Raw genomic sequence first — 15,372 nt, forward strand, 5'->3', positions numbered from 1 at the left:
AACTAACTCACTAATGCAAAATTTCATTCCTACATCTTAGCTTTTAAAAACCTGAAAAGGGTTTAAAATCATCTTTTATTATTCTAAAAAATTATATCCGAAAAATAACTTTTCTTATTCGGACAACTCAACTTATGTCTTAACTGAACTCATTATTCAAAAAATAAATCTCATGAAACTCTTACACTTCATCATTGCAATAGTTTGTATTTTGCCAACAGCAATTACAGCGCAAACCAAAGCAACCATTACCATTACAAACAATTCTACAATTGATAGAAAAGAAACTGTTACAGCCATAAAATGGGAAAACGTGCTACGCTCCTATCCTCAGATTGATACGTCCAATTTTATAGTCATCAATAGTCAGACAAAAAAACAAATTCCGTTTCAGTTAGAACATCGAGGTCAATCTGCTATTCAAAATCTTTTGGTTCAAATCGATAGTAAAGCTAAAAGTTCATTTCAGCTTTTCATACAAAAAGGAAAACCTGAAAATTTTACACCTAAGACTTTCGCACGTTTCGTTCCCGAAAGATTAGATGATTTTGCTTGGGAAAATGATAAAATTGCCTTTCGAGCCTACGGAAAAGCGTTAGAAAAAACAGAAGGCGATGCTTATGGTTTTGATGTTTGGGTAAAAAGCACTTCTCAACTTGTTTTAAATAATCGCTACAAACGCAATGATTATCACGTAGACCACGGTGATGGATTAGATTATTATCATGTTGGATATACTTTAGGCGCTGGAAATATGGCACCATTTGTAAAAGATACTATTCGTTATTCTGGGAATTATCATAACTGGAAAATACTTGATAATGGTCCGCTTCGAACTACTTTTCAATTAGTCTATGACAGTTGGAATGCTGGCGGAATCAAAGTTCAAGCAATCAAAACTATTTCTATTGATGCTGGTTCACAACTTAACCGGATTGAAAATCTTTACACCTTCAATGATAATAAACCCTTACCCGTTGTTGTGGGCATTATTCGAAGAGAAAAACCAGGCGTTATTTTGCTAAATGAACAGCAAGGCATTATGGGGTATTGGGAACCTACTTTTCAGAAAGACGGCACAACAGCTGTCGGGTCTATACTAACTACACCTGCTGAACTAATGTGGATTAATAAAGAGCAATTATTAACTAAAACTACTATAAAAAATAACGAGCCAATTGTGTATTATGCAGGTGCTGCTTGGGACAAAGCAGGAAAAATTACAAATGCGCAACAATGGTTGGATTATCTGAATCAGTTCAATGAGGAACTAAAAAATCCGCTTATTATTAGTGTAAAATAAAGCAAACAAAGACTAAGAATACTATTAACTAAAAAACAAAAAAATGTCAATTAACTTATTTGATTTAACTGGAAAAACAGCTTTAATTACGGGAGGAGTTCACGGATTAGGAATGGCAATGGCCAAAGGACTTGGACATGCGGGCGCTAAAATTGTCGTAAACGATCATTCATCGCAGGAAGCGGTAAACAATGCAATTGAAGAATATAAAGCAGAAGGAATTGAAGCTTACGGCTATTTATTTGATGTCACAGACGAAAAGGCTGTTGTTGCAGCAATTGAAAAAATTGAAGCCGAAGTGGGTCCAATTGATATTTTAATTAACAATGCTGGAATTATCAAAAGGACGCCAATTATAGAAATGGAAGTTGCGGATTTTGAAGCGGTTATAAAAGTAGATTTAACGGGACCTTTTATCGTTTCTAAAAATGTTGTAAAAGGAATGATCAACCGTGGGGGCGGAAAAATCATTAACATGTGTTCGATGATGAGCGAATTAGGAAGAGATTCTGTAAGTGCTTATGCATCGGCAAAAGGCGGCTTAAAAATGCTGACTAGAAACATGGCCACAGAATGGGCAAAATACAACATTCAAACAAACGGAATTGGTCCTGGTTATTTCGCTACAAGTCAGACAGCACCAATTCGTGTAAACGGTCATCCCTTTAATGAATTTATTATGGGAAGAACTCCAGCAGGACGCTGGGGAGATCCAGATGATTTGCAAGGTGCAGCAATCTTTTTGAGCTCTAAAGCCAGTGATTTTGTAAACGGACATGTTGTTTATGTTGATGGCGGCATTTTAGCTACCATTGGAAAACCGTCAAACGAATAATACGTTTTTTTGTATAACGGGCACATTAATTTATTACCGAATTAATGTGCCTGTTATTAAATCATTTTGAAGCTAAATATCTTTCAGCATCCAATGCGGCCATACAGCCAGTACCTGCAGCAGTAATGGCCTGACGATATACATGATCAGCAGCATCACCTGCTACAAATACACCTTCAACATTTGTTCTAGAGGTTCCTGGAGTATTTACAATGTATCCTGTTTCGTCTAATGTGATGTAATCTTTAAAAATATCTGTGTTTGGTTTATGACCAATTGCTACGAAGAAACCAGTTGCTGGAATTTCAATAACTTCTCCAGTAGTTTTGTTTAAAGCTTTAATAGCATGAACTACATTATTATCTCCAAGAACTTCAACAGTATCGTGGTTCATTAAAATCTCGATGTTTTCTGTTTTGCGAACTCTTTCTTCCATAATTTTAGAAGCTCTGAATTTCTCGCTTCTTACCAACATCGTTACTTTTTTACAAAGTTTAGATAAGTAATGCGCCTCTTCACATGCAGAATCTCCTGCTCCTACAATAACAACATTCTGATTTCTGTAGAAGAATCCGTCACAAACGGCACAAGCAGAAACTCCTCCACCCATATTCAAATAGTGTTGTTCTGATGGTAATCCTAAATATTTAGCCGAAGCACCTGTAGAAATAATTACAGTTTCACAGTACAATTCGATGGAATCATTAATCCAAACTTTATGAATATCTCCTGAAAAATCAACTTTTGTAGCCCATCCATCACGGATATCTGCACCGAAACGTTTTGCTTGTTCCTGTAACTGAATCATCATTTCTGGCCCAGTAACTCCATCAACGTATCCCGGAAAATTTTCTACTTCATTAGTTGTGGTTAACTGACCTCCTGGTTGCATACCCTGATACAAAACCGGATTCATGTTTGCTCTGGCTGCGTAAATAGCTGCTGTGTAACCTGCTGGACCAGAACCTATAATAAGGCATTTAATTTTTTCAATTGTATTTGACATAGTATTAGTTTTTTCTACTTAATAAACAATTTTAAAAGAGCTGTTGGCAGACAGCTCTTTCTTGTCTTTCAGGCTTGTAATCAATCAACTAAATTTGGAAAATAAGTTATTGAAAGACATTTTTTTAAAATGATCAACCGGAACTGCCATTCATTGAAATAGTGCTGTCTGACTATCTTCCGTTACACACAAATAACAAAATTATACTGCAACGGCCAGACAACTATCTTTTCTGCTTCCATGCTTCCCTAATCGCAATAAGATGAATTTCAGCTTCAAGACTATTTCAAAAAACTAAATTATAGAATCATCGATAGCTATTCAGTGTCTTTTGTCACAGTAGATTTTTTTTTCTGTTTTTTAAATTTTTTTTCAGCTTTAATTCTCATTCTCGTTCAGATATTATAGTCAAAATGACAGTAATATTTCAGGTCAAGCCAGTAAAGCTTTTAGCAAATACAGGTATTTCTGTTTTGAAGTCAAAAATTATAAACATAAAGGAAATCTTAACCCGAGTAGCAACGTTGTAAAATTGTAAATGTGACAAAAGACACAGAAAGGTCGTTTTAGAATCTATAATTTCGTCCTCAGAATAAGAGTTTTACTGTTGAAATTCATTGCATTATAACCTGAATTACGCAGAGTAGACGGGTGTTTAAGCATCATGCGCATTATTACTAAGCTATTACAAAAAAATGCATGAGCTTAAATGCCCGCTATTTATAAATCGCAATTTATTTGTCAAAAAGTTCTTTTTAAATCATCAAATATTTTTTTTACCCATTCTACTATATCGATTTCGTTAAATTATCAAGGCAGAAAAAAAAGAAAAAAATTATGACTAACCAAACACCAACTATCTTTACTTTCGGTAACAAACAAGCTGAAGGAAATGCCGGAATGAGAAATCTTCTCGGCGGCAAAGGAGCCAACCTTTGTGAAATGAATCTTATCGGTATTGCAGTCCCTCCTGGGTTCACCATTACTACAGAACTTTGCCAACTGTATCATAGTGGAACAAGCACCGTTTTAGATCTCATTATGAATGATCTCTTTAAAGCCATGCAATTTGTAGAAAAGCAAACTGGAACAAAATTCGCAGATGCTTCCAATCCATGTCTCGTTTCTGTACGGTCTGGTTCCAGAGCTTCTATGCCTGGTATGATGGACACTATTCTGAATCTTGGGCTCAATGAAAAATCAGTTCAGGGGCTTATTGAAAAAACTGGAAATCCTCGTTTTGCGTGGGACTCCTACAGAAGATTTATCCAAATGTATGCAGGAGTTGTTATGGGAGTTAAAGCTGTATCTGACCAAGAAGAAGATCCTTTCGAAATAGTTATACAAAAGACAAAAAAAGAAAAACAGATCACTCGCGATAGTGAATTTACAGCTGAAGATTTAAAAGAAATCGTTAGTTATTTTAAGGATATTGTAAAAAAAGAAACAGGAAGAAATTTTCCATCGGATCCTTGGGAACAGCTTGGGGGAGCTATTATTGCTGTATTTGATAGCTGGATGAATGAAAGAGCTGTATATTATCGTGAACTCAACAACATTCCGCAGCACTGGGGTACTGCGGTAACTGTTCAAGCGATGGTATTTGGCAACATGGGAGAAAGTTCAGCAACGGGTGTTGCCTTTACACGTGATGCAAGTACTGGAGAAAAACTCTTTAACGGAGAATATCTTAGTAATGCCCAGGGTGAAGATGTGGTAGCAGGAATTCGAACTCCAAGACAGATTACTCTTGAAGGCTCCAGAAGATGGGCTACTTTGTCGGGAGTATCTGAAAGTACACGAAGTAAGGAATTCCCATCTTTAGAGGAAACCATGCCGGAGATATACAGAGAACTTATCGAGGCGGCCGATATACTAGAAACTCACTTTAAAGACATGCAGGATATCGAATTTACTATTCAGGAAGGAAAACTATGGATACTTCAGACCAGAAACGGAAAACGTACTGGTGCCGCAATGGTAAAAATGGCAATGGACATGTATCATGAAAACTTGCTTAATGAAGAGACTGCACTTCTCAGAGTAGATCCAAACCGACTGGATGAACTGCTTCACCCTGTTTTTGATAAATCTGAAATTTTAAAAACAATAGTTCTTGCTCAGGGACTTCCAGCGTCACCTGGTGCGGCTACAGGACGTATCGTTTTCTCAGCAGCTGATGCCCAAAAATGGGCAGAAAACGGCGAACAAGTTATCTTGACTAGAATAGAGACATCACCAGAAGATTTAAAAGGTATGGTGGCCGCACAGGGAATACTGACTGCAAGAGGTGGTATGACATCACATGCCGCAGTGGTAGCTCGAGGTATGGGGAAATGTTGTGTGGCAGGAGCCGAAAGCATTAAAATAGATTATAAATCAAAGACTGCTCAATTTGGAAATGAAATGCTTAAAGAAGGAGACTGGATTTCTATTGATGGTTCTGCAGGCAGAATTTACAAAGGAAAAATAAAAACAGCCGAAGCAGAACTTAGCAGTGACTTTGATCAGCTAATGCATTTGGCTGATCAATATTCAACCATGCAAGTCAGAACCAATGCAGATACTCCAACAGATGTACAGACTGCAAAACGTTTCGGGGCACAAGGAATTGGTCTCTGCAGAACTGAACATATGTTTTTTGAAGACGATAAGATCATGGCAATGAGAGAAATGATTCTTTCTGACAGTGAAGAAGGCAGACGAAGTGCGCTTGCAAAATTACTGCCAATGCAACGAAAAGATTTTGAAGCAATTTTTAGAACCATGGACAGACTTCCTGTAACCATTCGTTTACTCGATCCTCCCCTGCATGAGTTTGTGCCACATGAACAAAATAGCCAGAAAGGACTTGCTAACCAAATGGGAATTTCACAGAAGGTTTTAAAAGAAAAAATAAATGATTTACATGAATTTAATCCAATGCTTGGACACCGAGGTTGCAGACTTGGAAATACATATCCCGAAATTACAGAGATGCAGACCCAAGCCATCATAGAAGCTGCCTTAAATCTTAAGAAAGAAGGAATTGAAAGCAAACCCGAAATTATGATTCCACTAACAGGTACCGTTGAAGAAATGCAGTTTCAAAAGGAAGTGGTAAATATAACTGCAGAAAAAATATTTACTGATTTTGGTGATCGCATACATTATATGGTCGGAACTATGATCGAAGTACCAAGAGCGGCGTTAACAGCAGATAAAATCGCTGAATCAGCTGAATTCTTCTCTTTTGGTACCAATGATCTTACGCAGATGACTTATGGTTACTCTCGTGATGACTCTGGAAAATTCCTACCGTTGTATTTAGAGAAAGGTATTTTAAAACACGATCCATTCCAAATTCTGGATCAGGAAGGTGTTGGGCAATTGATTACTATGGCAGTAAAAAAAGGACTTTCTTCTAGAAAAAACCTTAAAATAGGAATTTGCGGAGAACACGGAGGCGAACCTGCTTCTGTAGAATTCTGCCACAATGCGGGGATGCATTATGTAAGCTGTTCTCCTTACAGAGTTCCAATCGCAAGACTTGCTGCTGCTCACGCTGCCATAAAAGAAAATAATAATATAAAGATTCCAGTAGTAGAAACGCAACTGGAAGAAAAAACAGCGTAACGCTATAAAGAACATGATTTTAAACCAATGATCATTTTTTTTAATTTAATTGTTTCTCGATTTTCATTACAATTTCAGAATGTCTGTTAATCTGAAATTATTTGAAAATCCAATTAGAGCTGTTTTCGGACAGCTCTAATTATCTTATTCCACTGAATTATATAAAATCACAACAGAATTCTATAATCAAAAAGCTTGCTGTGTCTTCTAAATTTGAATTAAGAAAAAGTATTTACACCTTGAAACTAATTAAATTATGAGAACATCAACAACTACATATTCGCTTTCAAATTCATATCCAACTCACTTTATCGATGCTGAATTTCAATCTGAAAAAAGTACCTCACAATTAGCAGACTTGTACCAAAGACATGACGATGAACCGGACTTTGACTGTGAATTTTTAAAAGGCATTAGCCACGATCACAGCGAAAATATAATTGATTTAGAACCTGAAGAAGATCACACAGATGATTATAATGATAACCAATGGGACGCAGATATTTATGATCCTTATTTGGAGTCAACTTACTATTAAGCAACTATTCTAGAATTGTGCCGGCCTTTTCTAGAATTTAAGCAAAATACTAAAATCATACAGCACTTTTTTAAGGCTAAATGAAGATATTCTAATTCGTATATCTCTTATTAGTTTGAAATTTTGCTTGGTGAAATACCAAATTTATTTTTAAAGGCAATCGAAAAATGATTGTAATGCTTGTATCCTACATGACGTGCAACTTCAGCAACTGTCCAGTCAGATGAGTATTTCAATAAGTCGTAAGCCTCTTCCATACGTTTATTTACCACAAACTCATGTACCGTAACGCCAAAGAGTTGCTTAAAAGAACTTTGCAGTTTTGTACGATTCATAAAAGTTAATTCTGTCATTTGCTGAATTGTAAAATGTCCCTGTTTTACAGATGAAAGTAGTTCCTTTAATTGATAAAGACGTTCTTTATCTGTATTTGATATCTTGACAAGATTCTTTGTTTCTAAAGTATTAGCTGCCTTATGGATTTTGACAGCCAAAAGTTCTAAGAGTTTACTTTCAATAAAAAACTTCTTTAAATCTCCTGTGTAGGGACAATTATAAATCTGCTTAATAATCAGATAAATATCAGAACAAATAGGATATGTTCTCCCTCCTAATATTGCCGCCGTTTTAGATTTAAGTCCAAAAGCAAAATCACGAAGCAGTGTTAATTCTTCTCCAAAGTGTTTTTTCAACCATTCTTCAGACAGTTCAATTTCGACTGTCATCGCTTTCGAACATACAGGAAAAGTTAAGTATCCATCCAAATGAGGTTCGAAAAACAACATATGTTGATTTTGATAAATCGGAAGATAGGATCCTCTTTTTTCACCAGATTCATAAAGAGTTTCACCTGTAGAGAGTTCAAAATGCATTTGAATATATCCCGAATGACTTATTACTCTCAACTTTTGTTGTCGGAAAATATTTTTTTTATAGAAATGAATGCACACGCCATCAATTTTAATACTCTGTTTCTCAATATTAAATTCGTTTGACTCTATCTTAATGTTAGTTTCAATAATACTCCCCTGCTCTGCCAACAAGTGACTATTCTCTACTTCAATAACACTTTTTGGAAGAGCCAATTGGCTTTTAAACTCATTCTCCATAATAATTTCTACTAATTAGCTAGTACTGCTTTTATCGTATACAATGCTGTTAAAACCGTATATCAGTCTCTTTACTTTTGCCTTGTTTTTATTCAATCTAAATAATGCAAATTTATAAATTAAATGAAATACTTATACCAAAGCATTACACTTTTCATTCTCTTCACTTGTAGTACTACAGAAATCAAAGCTCAAAATGCCGTCAAAAGAATATACGGACAGGTTTTATTTGAAAACAAAACTCCTATTCCTTATGCCAATATTCTACTGATTGGAGCAAATCTTAAAACACAAACCGATTCAAAAGGAAAATTCACTCTAACAACAAACTCATCCAAGTCCGATACTCTTAAAGTCAGTTATATGGGGATGAAAACAGAAAATAGAATTTTACCTCTACACGAAAATAAAGATGTAGAACTTTTATTTGTTCTTTCTGATGAATCAGTTGAAATTGATGAAGTTACAGTCTACAAAACCTCTGCTAACAAAACTGCCAAAAATGAAACCATAAAAGCTGAAATCGTAGATACAAAAGCCGTTCAGGGACAAGCTGCAACTTTAGTAGAACTGATGAATCAGTCCGCGGGAGTACGCATTCGCCAAACAGGTGGCTTGGGCGCAAACACGAATATAATGCTGAATGGTTTTCAAGGAAAAGCCATTAAAATATTTAAAGACGGAATCCCTACAGATTATTTGGGTAATGCATTTAATATTTCAGCAATTCCAATTAACATGTTGGAACGTGTAGAAGTTTTTAAAGGTGTATTACCAGCAAATCTTGGAGCTGATGCACTTGGAGGTGCCGTTAATATGGTTTCCCGCGCTGACCAGCAGCGTTATTTGGCACTTTCATACGAAATAAGCTCTTTTAATACGCATAGAGTTTCTGTCAATTTATTATATAATACCAAAGATCAAAAGGCATTCTGGGGATTAAATTCTTTCTACAATTATTCCGACAACAATTACACTGTTACTGCAGGTGTACCAGATCAGGAAACTGCCAACGTAATTCCGACAAGGGTAAAACTTTTTCATAATGCCTACAAACAAATCTATGGAGAAATATTTGCGGGATTTCGTAATCTTTCATGGGCAGATGAATTTCGCGTAGGACTGACTTCCTTCTATATTAAACGCGATAATCAATTCGCTGCTTTGATGGAAAAACCATACGGAGCATCGTATAACGAACAATATACACCTGTTATTCCAACTGTACGATATAAAAAGAAATTTTTGCAGGATCGTCTGGATGTTGATCAATTTTTGGTTTACAGTAAAATCAACAGTCTTCATGATGATACTTTAGTTGGATATTATGATTGGTTTGGAAATTACCATGAACCTGTAAATGAAAATCAACGTGGAGAAAGCGGAAATGCTTCTTTATTAGATGTTTGGTTTACCAACTTCACTTCACGTACTGGTGCCAATTATACTTTTTCTGATGCACATAATATTAGTTTCAATGTTATCTATAATTCTTACACAAGAACGGGAAAAGATCCTTATGGAGCTAAATCTGCTGGTGAGAATCCTGTAGATCTGCAAAGTCTTCCGGCAGATTATAACAAAGCCGTTGCAACATTAGGCTTAAACTCTTCTTTTATGGATGAGAAACTAAAAAATATACTTCAGGTGAAATTTTATTATGCTGATATGGTTGGACAGGAAGTCAATATCAGTACAGCAATGTTAAAACCTGAAACTACCAAAACAAATGTCTCAACTTTTGGAATGGCTGAATCTTTAAAGTATGATTGGACGCGACAGACTTTTATGAGAATTTCGGGAGAATTGGCAACAAGACTTCCTGAACAAAGTGAAATTTTGGGAGATGGTTCCTTTGCGTTATCTAATTTCAGTCTAAAACCTGAACGAAGTATTAATGGAAATATTGGTTTTGGAACAGGTAAACAGAATCTGTTCAATATAGAATTAAACGCTTTTTATCGTATTACAAAAGACTTAATACACTCTGTTCCTGTTAATTTAATTTATACACAAAATGTAAACGTCGAACAAGTTAGAGGAATCGGATTAGAAACCGACCTGCATGTAACTCCTTTATCATGGCTACGTCTAAATGGAAATTTCACTTATCAGGATTTTCGTTTGTACCATGTTGAAAATCCGCTTATACAATATCTTGAAGGAGCCAGATTGCGAAATATGCCTTTTTTCTTTGCCAACTTAGGTGCTGATGTTCATTTTTCAAAAGTTTTCAATAAACAAGATCAGTTAAAAATGTACTGGAATATGGGATATGTACACCAATATTACCTGGACTATATTCCAAAAAACACAGAACCTGATGGATTCTTAGGACTTTGGGGAAAAGCAAAAGTTAACGCTCCTAATATCATTCCGACTCAAACCATACAAAGCGCAGGTATACTTTGGACTCCTTGGAACAGCCACTTATTTTCAGTCAATTTTGAGTGCAAAAACATTTTTGACAAAACCATATATGACAACTTCAGAGTACAAAACGCCGGAAGAAGTTTTCACCTTAAACTGAATTACATCCTTAAATAGTAATCTTAAAACTAAATTTAAATAACAATGAAAAAAAGATTTTTGACTTCAGTACTATTCCTTACTATGGGAAGCTTAGTACTTACCTCTTGCAGCAGTGACAATAATGACACAACTCCTACAGAACCATCCGCAACTGGAAAATATGTTCTTTTAACAGCCGAAAGTACCACAGCAAATGCAGGTTACTATGCCGCATACGACAATTTACCAACCGGAGCTGTTGATAATATTGGAGGTTATTCTTTACAGGCAAGAGCTTACGGTGGTTTTAGACATTATAAAAACTGGATTTTTAATAAAGCTACCTTGTCAGGAGAAACTGGTGTTGTACGCTTTTCTTTGAATGCATCAGGAATATTAGAACAATCTGGTTTTATAAAATGTGGGACTTCTGCCCAAAATCTGGTAGTAGATGAAACAACCGGTTTTTACTTTGATGCTGATCGTGGAAAAACTAAAATTCAAAAGTTCAATCCTACAACTATGCAAAGAACGGGGGAAATTGATTTATCTGAATTAGTAGAAAAAGGATCCGGAATCACAACGAATGTAACAACCGGAGATCAGACCATTATAGCAAAAGAAGGCAAATTATACGTAAACATAAGCTATTCACCTGAAGGTGGCAGCAGTTTTAATCAAAATATGCGCAACCTTACTTTAGCTGTTATTGATATTGCAACAGGCAAACCAGAAAAAACTATTGTTCATTCGTTTGTAAAAAATCAAGGACATGCACGTTCTGAATATCCTGCTTACACTCAAGCTCCTGACGGAACAATCTACATGGTAACAACTGGCTGGGATTACAACAGTTCAGGAGTAATGGAACCACAGCCTTCTACTATTTTCCGTATCAAAGCTGGGCAAACTGACTTCGATCAAAACTGGTCTCTTAAAGCAACAGATTTAGGAATGCCTGAAGGAGCTCAACTTTGGAGTTTAAAAGTATATAAAGGAAAATTATTTGTTGATGTTTCTGAAAAGAAAGTTGAACTTCCTTCTTATAGCAACCTTTTAGATATTATGTACCGTTTTTATGCTGTCGATATTGAAAGTAAATCTGCAGTTCATATTACTGGACTTCCTTTAACTACATTCGGATTTACGATTGGAAATTTAGAAATCATTGATGACAACCTGTTTATTAGAATTATAAATAAAACAGAAGGCTTCAACGGATATTATAAATTAAATCCAGATGGAGTTACAGCAAGTCAGGCATTCAGTATTTCACGAGGTGGAGAAGCTAAAGGTTTTGTACGCTTATCAGGTAATTAAAATTAATAAATGGCATTACAAAATAAAAAAGAGAATAAACAACAAAAGAGCAGCTGGCGAAAGATAAACAACTGGCTGCATCTTTGGCTGGGACTGATATCGGGCATTATTGTCTTCATTATTTGTCTAACAGGTGTCGCTTTTGTCTTTCATGATGAAATCAACAACTTTGTGAATAAAGAAGTTAGATATGTTGAAGTCCCAAAACATCCAGAAAAAATTGCAATAGAATCTGTTTTATCAAATGTAAAAAAACAGTATCCAGAGATCATGCTCATGCAGTACACCACTTATAAAGATTCGTCAAAATCAGTAAAAATTATGTGTTTTGATCGTTCAGCTAAGCCGCCTTTGTTAGGTTTAGGTAATATATATGTAAATCCGTATTCTGGAAAAGTTTTAAAAATGGACTTCACTTACGGCATCTTTCGATTTATTGCCGAGGTTCATGCAAATTTACTATTAGGCAAAACGGGATTGCAGATTGTACGTATTTCTACCATCATTTTCCTAATCGAACTCATATCAGGACTAATATGGTGGTGGCCCAAAAAATGGAATAAAACTAACATCAATAAAAGTTTTAAAATTAAATGGAATGCCAACTGGAAAAGAATAAATATTGACCTTCATAATGTATTAGGTTTTTATGCTTTACCGTTAGCGATGGTTTTGACTATCACAGGATTAATTATAACCTACGAGCCTGTCAAAAATGCATTCTTTACCGTTTTCAGTGGGACAACTGAAAGAGCATCAATTCGAACTGCATTGCCGCCTGCAGACAGCACCAAAACAGCAATGCCAATAGCAAAACTTATTGCTCCTTATAAAGATGTAAATAAACCACAGATGACGATCGGCATACCAAATCCGAAATCAGGAGCACTTATGATTCGTACCGAACAAGAAACAAGTATGGTTACTTATCGTGGCGATATTCAATATGTAAATATTTATTCAGGAAAAAAACTGGATTTAAGTCCTGAAATATTAACCGAAATGAACATGGAAAACATGAATTTGTCTCTCCATCTTGGAACTTGGTATGGTTTGCCTGCAAAAATTTTAACTTTTTTAATTTGCCTCATTTGTACCAGTCTTCCAATTACAGGTTTTATTATATGGTACAATCGAAAATTTAAGAAAAAGAAGAGTCCGAAAGAATTATAAAAATACTATCTCTTATTATATGAAATTATCAAAAATCTTACTCGTTTTCATGATCTTATGTGGTCTGCAAAACTGTATGGCTCATGCCCTTTGGGTCGAAACCAACAACACAGGAAAGAAGGGAGTGTCTCATTCTGTAAAAGTATATTTTGCAGAAGTTGGCGAAAGTTGGGAATCACTTTCTGGCAAAGAATGGTCTATGGTCAAAAATTTTGAACTTTGGTTGCAAAGTCCCGATGGGAAATTGAACCGACTGGAAGCAACTCCGCAAAAAGATTATTATCAGGCTGATTTCATTCCAAGTCAGAACGGAACGTATCAGATTATTGCCAAAAATACTACAATAGGACCATTGAATTTTCCAAATACACCAGCCTTTGTGCCTTATTTTTATGCGAAATCAAATGTTCAGGTTGGAAATACAAAAGCAGTTAAATCTGAATATGAAATACCATTAAATTTTACTTTAAAACAAAATGGAAATCAGAAACAACTTAATTTAACAGTACCTGAATATGTGTCGGGAAAAACTCAGGTAACTGTTTTTACTCCATCGGGAGAATTAAAAACTTTTAATGAGCTTAAAAACGGTTTGTTTGACTTTGTTTTTGCAGAAAAAGGAAATTATCAGATAGAATTACAATACAAAGATGATCGTTCAGGAAAAGATTATCAGTTTGCCATCTATACTTTAACATCAAATTTATTTATTTCAAAGTAATTTTGATTTTTATAATAATGGCCGTCATGTAAGGTGACGGCCATTATTATAATATACAAAAAGTGTAGTTTCTTAATACATTAAAAAAGAATATTACTTACTCTTTTTTTTTCTTCCAAGCCATATAATCAGACCTGTAATGGGAAGTGTAACAGCAAAAAGACAGACTAAAAATGCCAAAATCTTTGTTGGATATCCGTAAATACTCCCCGTATGAATTGGATAAATTAAACGTCTTAATTTATCACCATTACTAAAGGATTCATAAGGTCTTGTTTCTACGATTTTGCCTGTATATTTATCAAAATAAGCAAGACTGGCGATATTAGGGATTTCTTTTTCAAGATTCATTTTGATTACCAAAATACTATTTATAGTATCTGCTGGCATTCTGATTTGTGTGTCTCCTTTAAACTTATAAATACTGTCTGTTTTTGAAAATATATTTTGATAGAAAAATGACTTGTCTCCTTTTGGATCAATTTTAGTCGGGTTTTCAACTTTAGCCGACGTTTTTTTAGTTGTTCCGTCAGCCAGAAAATAAACTCCGTTCTCAAACCATTTATAAGACCACGTCAAACCTGTTAATGAAATGATTAGCAGTACCAAAAAAGTATAAAAACCAAAAGTAGAATGAAAATCCCAGTTGACTCTTTTAAATGAAGCATCCCATTTTACGGTTAATCTTTGTTTGAGGTTTTTAATTTTCTTTGGCCACCACAAAACAAGTCCTGACAAAAGCATAAATATAAAAATAAGACAGCTAATTCCGGTAATTGCTTGTCCAAAGTCACCTAAAACCAAATGGCGGTGCAAATCTAGAACGACCGAAAAAAAACGTTTCTTCGCTGGTACAGATGCCAAAACTTTACCATTATAAGGATCAATAGAAATAATTTGTTTCTTCTTGTCAGAATCGGTTGCCATAATTAATAAAGTTCTTTCTGGCTCATAAAATGAATGCAAACGATCAATTTTCTTGAGGTGAAATTCCTTTTGTACTTTAGAAGTAATAACATCTACGGGAAGCTTTTCTTTACCAACTGTTGCTACTTTATAAAATTCAGGATTAAAAAATTCATCGAGTTCGTCTTCAAAAACTAGTATACTTCCTGTAAGGGCAACCATAAAAACAATTAGCCCGGATATAAGTCCGAGCCAAAGGTGCAAAAAGCCAATATTTTTTTTAAGCGTTTTATTCATTTATTATGTCGTTTCGCAAATGGTTTTCAAATATAACC

At 35.1% G+C, this 15,372-nt stretch carries 11 protein-coding genes; 8 read left to right on the forward strand and 3 right to left on the reverse strand.

Annotated elements, in window-relative coordinates; all coding sequences use genetic code 11:
• Positions 1–172 precede the first annotated feature (172 nt).
• Both NQQ59_RS23280 and NQQ59_RS23285 read left to right on the forward strand, forming a co-directional pair.
• Complete coding sequence (locus NQQ59_RS23280) at positions 173–1,303, forward strand: DUF4861 family protein (protein ID WP_144212126.1); 1,131 nt, start codon at positions 173–175, stop codon at positions 1,301–1,303.
• A gap of 43 nt (positions 1,304–1,346) precedes the next feature.
• Positions 1,347–2,138, forward strand: a complete 792-nt coding sequence (locus NQQ59_RS23285; RefSeq protein WP_144212124.1) for a gluconate 5-dehydrogenase — start codon at positions 1,347–1,349, stop codon at positions 2,136–2,138.
• Positions 2,139–2,199: 61 nt separating this feature from the next.
• Here the strand turns inward: NQQ59_RS23285 and trxB are convergent, their stop codons facing one another.
• Entirely contained in the window at positions 2,200–3,144 is a 945-nt protein-coding gene (trxB, locus tag NQQ59_RS23290) for a thioredoxin-disulfide reductase (protein WP_144212122.1), read from the reverse strand.
• Between the two features lie 837 nt (positions 3,145–3,981).
• On the opposite strand from trxB, the gene ppdK reads away from it, so the two are divergent.
• Entirely contained in the window at positions 3,982–6,759 is a 2,778-nt protein-coding gene (gene ppdK / locus NQQ59_RS23295; RefSeq protein WP_144212120.1) for a pyruvate, phosphate dikinase, read from the forward strand.
• 256 nt (positions 6,760–7,015) lie between these two features.
• Positions 7,016–7,297 carry a hypothetical protein gene (locus NQQ59_RS23300; RefSeq protein ID WP_144212118.1) on the forward strand — a complete coding sequence of 94 codons (282 nt, stop codon included), beginning with the start codon at positions 7,016–7,018 and terminating at the stop codon, positions 7,295–7,297.
• A 110-nt stretch (positions 7,298–7,407) separates the two neighbouring features.
• On the opposite strand, the gene NQQ59_RS23305 is transcribed toward NQQ59_RS23300, so the two are convergent.
• Positions 7,408–8,406: a helix-turn-helix domain-containing protein gene (locus NQQ59_RS23305; RefSeq protein WP_144212116.1), complete on the reverse strand. Its 999-nt coding sequence runs from the start codon at positions 8,404–8,406 to the stop codon at positions 7,408–7,410.
• A gap of 123 nt (positions 8,407–8,529) precedes the next feature.
• On the opposite strand from NQQ59_RS23305, the gene NQQ59_RS23310 reads away from it, so the two are divergent.
• The 4 genes from NQQ59_RS23310 to NQQ59_RS23325 all read left to right on the forward strand — a co-directional run bounded on the left by NQQ59_RS23310 (position 8,530) and on the right by NQQ59_RS23325 (position 14,131).
• On the forward strand, positions 8,530–10,953 hold the full coding sequence (locus NQQ59_RS23310; RefSeq protein WP_144212114.1) for a TonB-dependent receptor: 2,424 nt from the start codon (positions 8,530–8,532) through the stop codon (positions 10,951–10,953).
• Positions 10,954–10,980: 27 nt separating this feature from the next.
• Positions 10,981–12,237: a hypothetical protein gene (locus tag NQQ59_RS23315; protein ID WP_144212112.1), complete on the forward strand. Its 1,257-nt coding sequence runs from the start codon at positions 10,981–10,983 to the stop codon at positions 12,235–12,237.
• A 9-nt stretch (positions 12,238–12,246) separates the two neighbouring features.
• A complete protein-coding gene (locus NQQ59_RS23320) occupies positions 12,247–13,410 on the forward strand; it encodes a PepSY-associated TM helix domain-containing protein (RefSeq protein ID WP_144212110.1) in 1,164 nt (387 codons plus the stop codon).
• A 76-nt stretch (positions 13,411–13,486) separates the two neighbouring features.
• Entirely contained in the window at positions 13,487–14,131 is a 645-nt protein-coding gene (locus NQQ59_RS23325; RefSeq protein WP_144212108.1) for a hypothetical protein, read from the forward strand.
• Positions 14,132–14,224: 93 nt separating this feature from the next.
• Here the strand turns inward: NQQ59_RS23325 and NQQ59_RS23330 are convergent, their stop codons facing one another.
• A complete protein-coding gene (locus tag NQQ59_RS23330; RefSeq protein ID WP_144212106.1) occupies positions 14,225–15,334 on the reverse strand; it encodes a PepSY-associated TM helix domain-containing protein in 1,110 nt (369 codons plus the stop codon).
• Positions 15,335–15,372: the final 38 nt, after the last annotated feature.

This window comes from Flavobacterium panacis (assembly GCF_024649945.1).
In the GTDB taxonomy this organism is placed as follows: domain Bacteria; phylum Bacteroidota; class Bacteroidia; order Flavobacteriales; family Flavobacteriaceae; genus Flavobacterium; species Flavobacterium panacis.

Bases quoted from the DNA above. Each gene is read 5' to 3' on its own strand.
- NQQ59_RS23325 (WP_144212108.1), top strand. From the start codon at position 13,487: ATGGCTCATGCCCTTTGGGTCGAAACCAACAACACAGGAAAGAAGGGA.
- NQQ59_RS23330 (WP_144212106.1), bottom strand. From the start codon at position 15,334: ATGAATAAAACGCTTAAAAAAAATATTGGCTTTTTGCACCTTTGGCTC.
- trxB (WP_144212122.1), bottom strand. From the start codon at position 3,144: ATGTCAAATACAATTGAAAAAATTAAATGCCTTATTATAGGTTCTGGT.
- NQQ59_RS23315 (WP_144212112.1), top strand. From the start codon at position 10,981: ATGAAAAAAAGATTTTTGACTTCAGTACTATTCCTTACTATGGGAAGC.
- NQQ59_RS23310 (WP_144212114.1), top strand. From the start codon at position 8,530: ATGAAATACTTATACCAAAGCATTACACTTTTCATTCTCTTCACTTGT.
- NQQ59_RS23320 (WP_144212110.1), top strand. From the start codon at position 12,247: ATGGCATTACAAAATAAAAAAGAGAATAAACAACAAAAGAGCAGCTGG.
- NQQ59_RS23305 (WP_144212116.1), bottom strand. From the start codon at position 8,406: ATGGAGAATGAGTTTAAAAGCCAATTGGCTCTTCCAAAAAGTGTTATT.
- NQQ59_RS23285 (WP_144212124.1), top strand. From the start codon at position 1,347: ATGTCAATTAACTTATTTGATTTAACTGGAAAAACAGCTTTAATTACG.
- NQQ59_RS23280 (WP_144212126.1), top strand. From the start codon at position 173: ATGAAACTCTTACACTTCATCATTGCAATAGTTTGTATTTTGCCAACA.
- ppdK (WP_144212120.1), top strand. From the start codon at position 3,982: ATGACTAACCAAACACCAACTATCTTTACTTTCGGTAACAAACAAGCT.
- NQQ59_RS23300 (WP_144212118.1), top strand. From the start codon at position 7,016: ATGAGAACATCAACAACTACATATTCGCTTTCAAATTCATATCCAACT.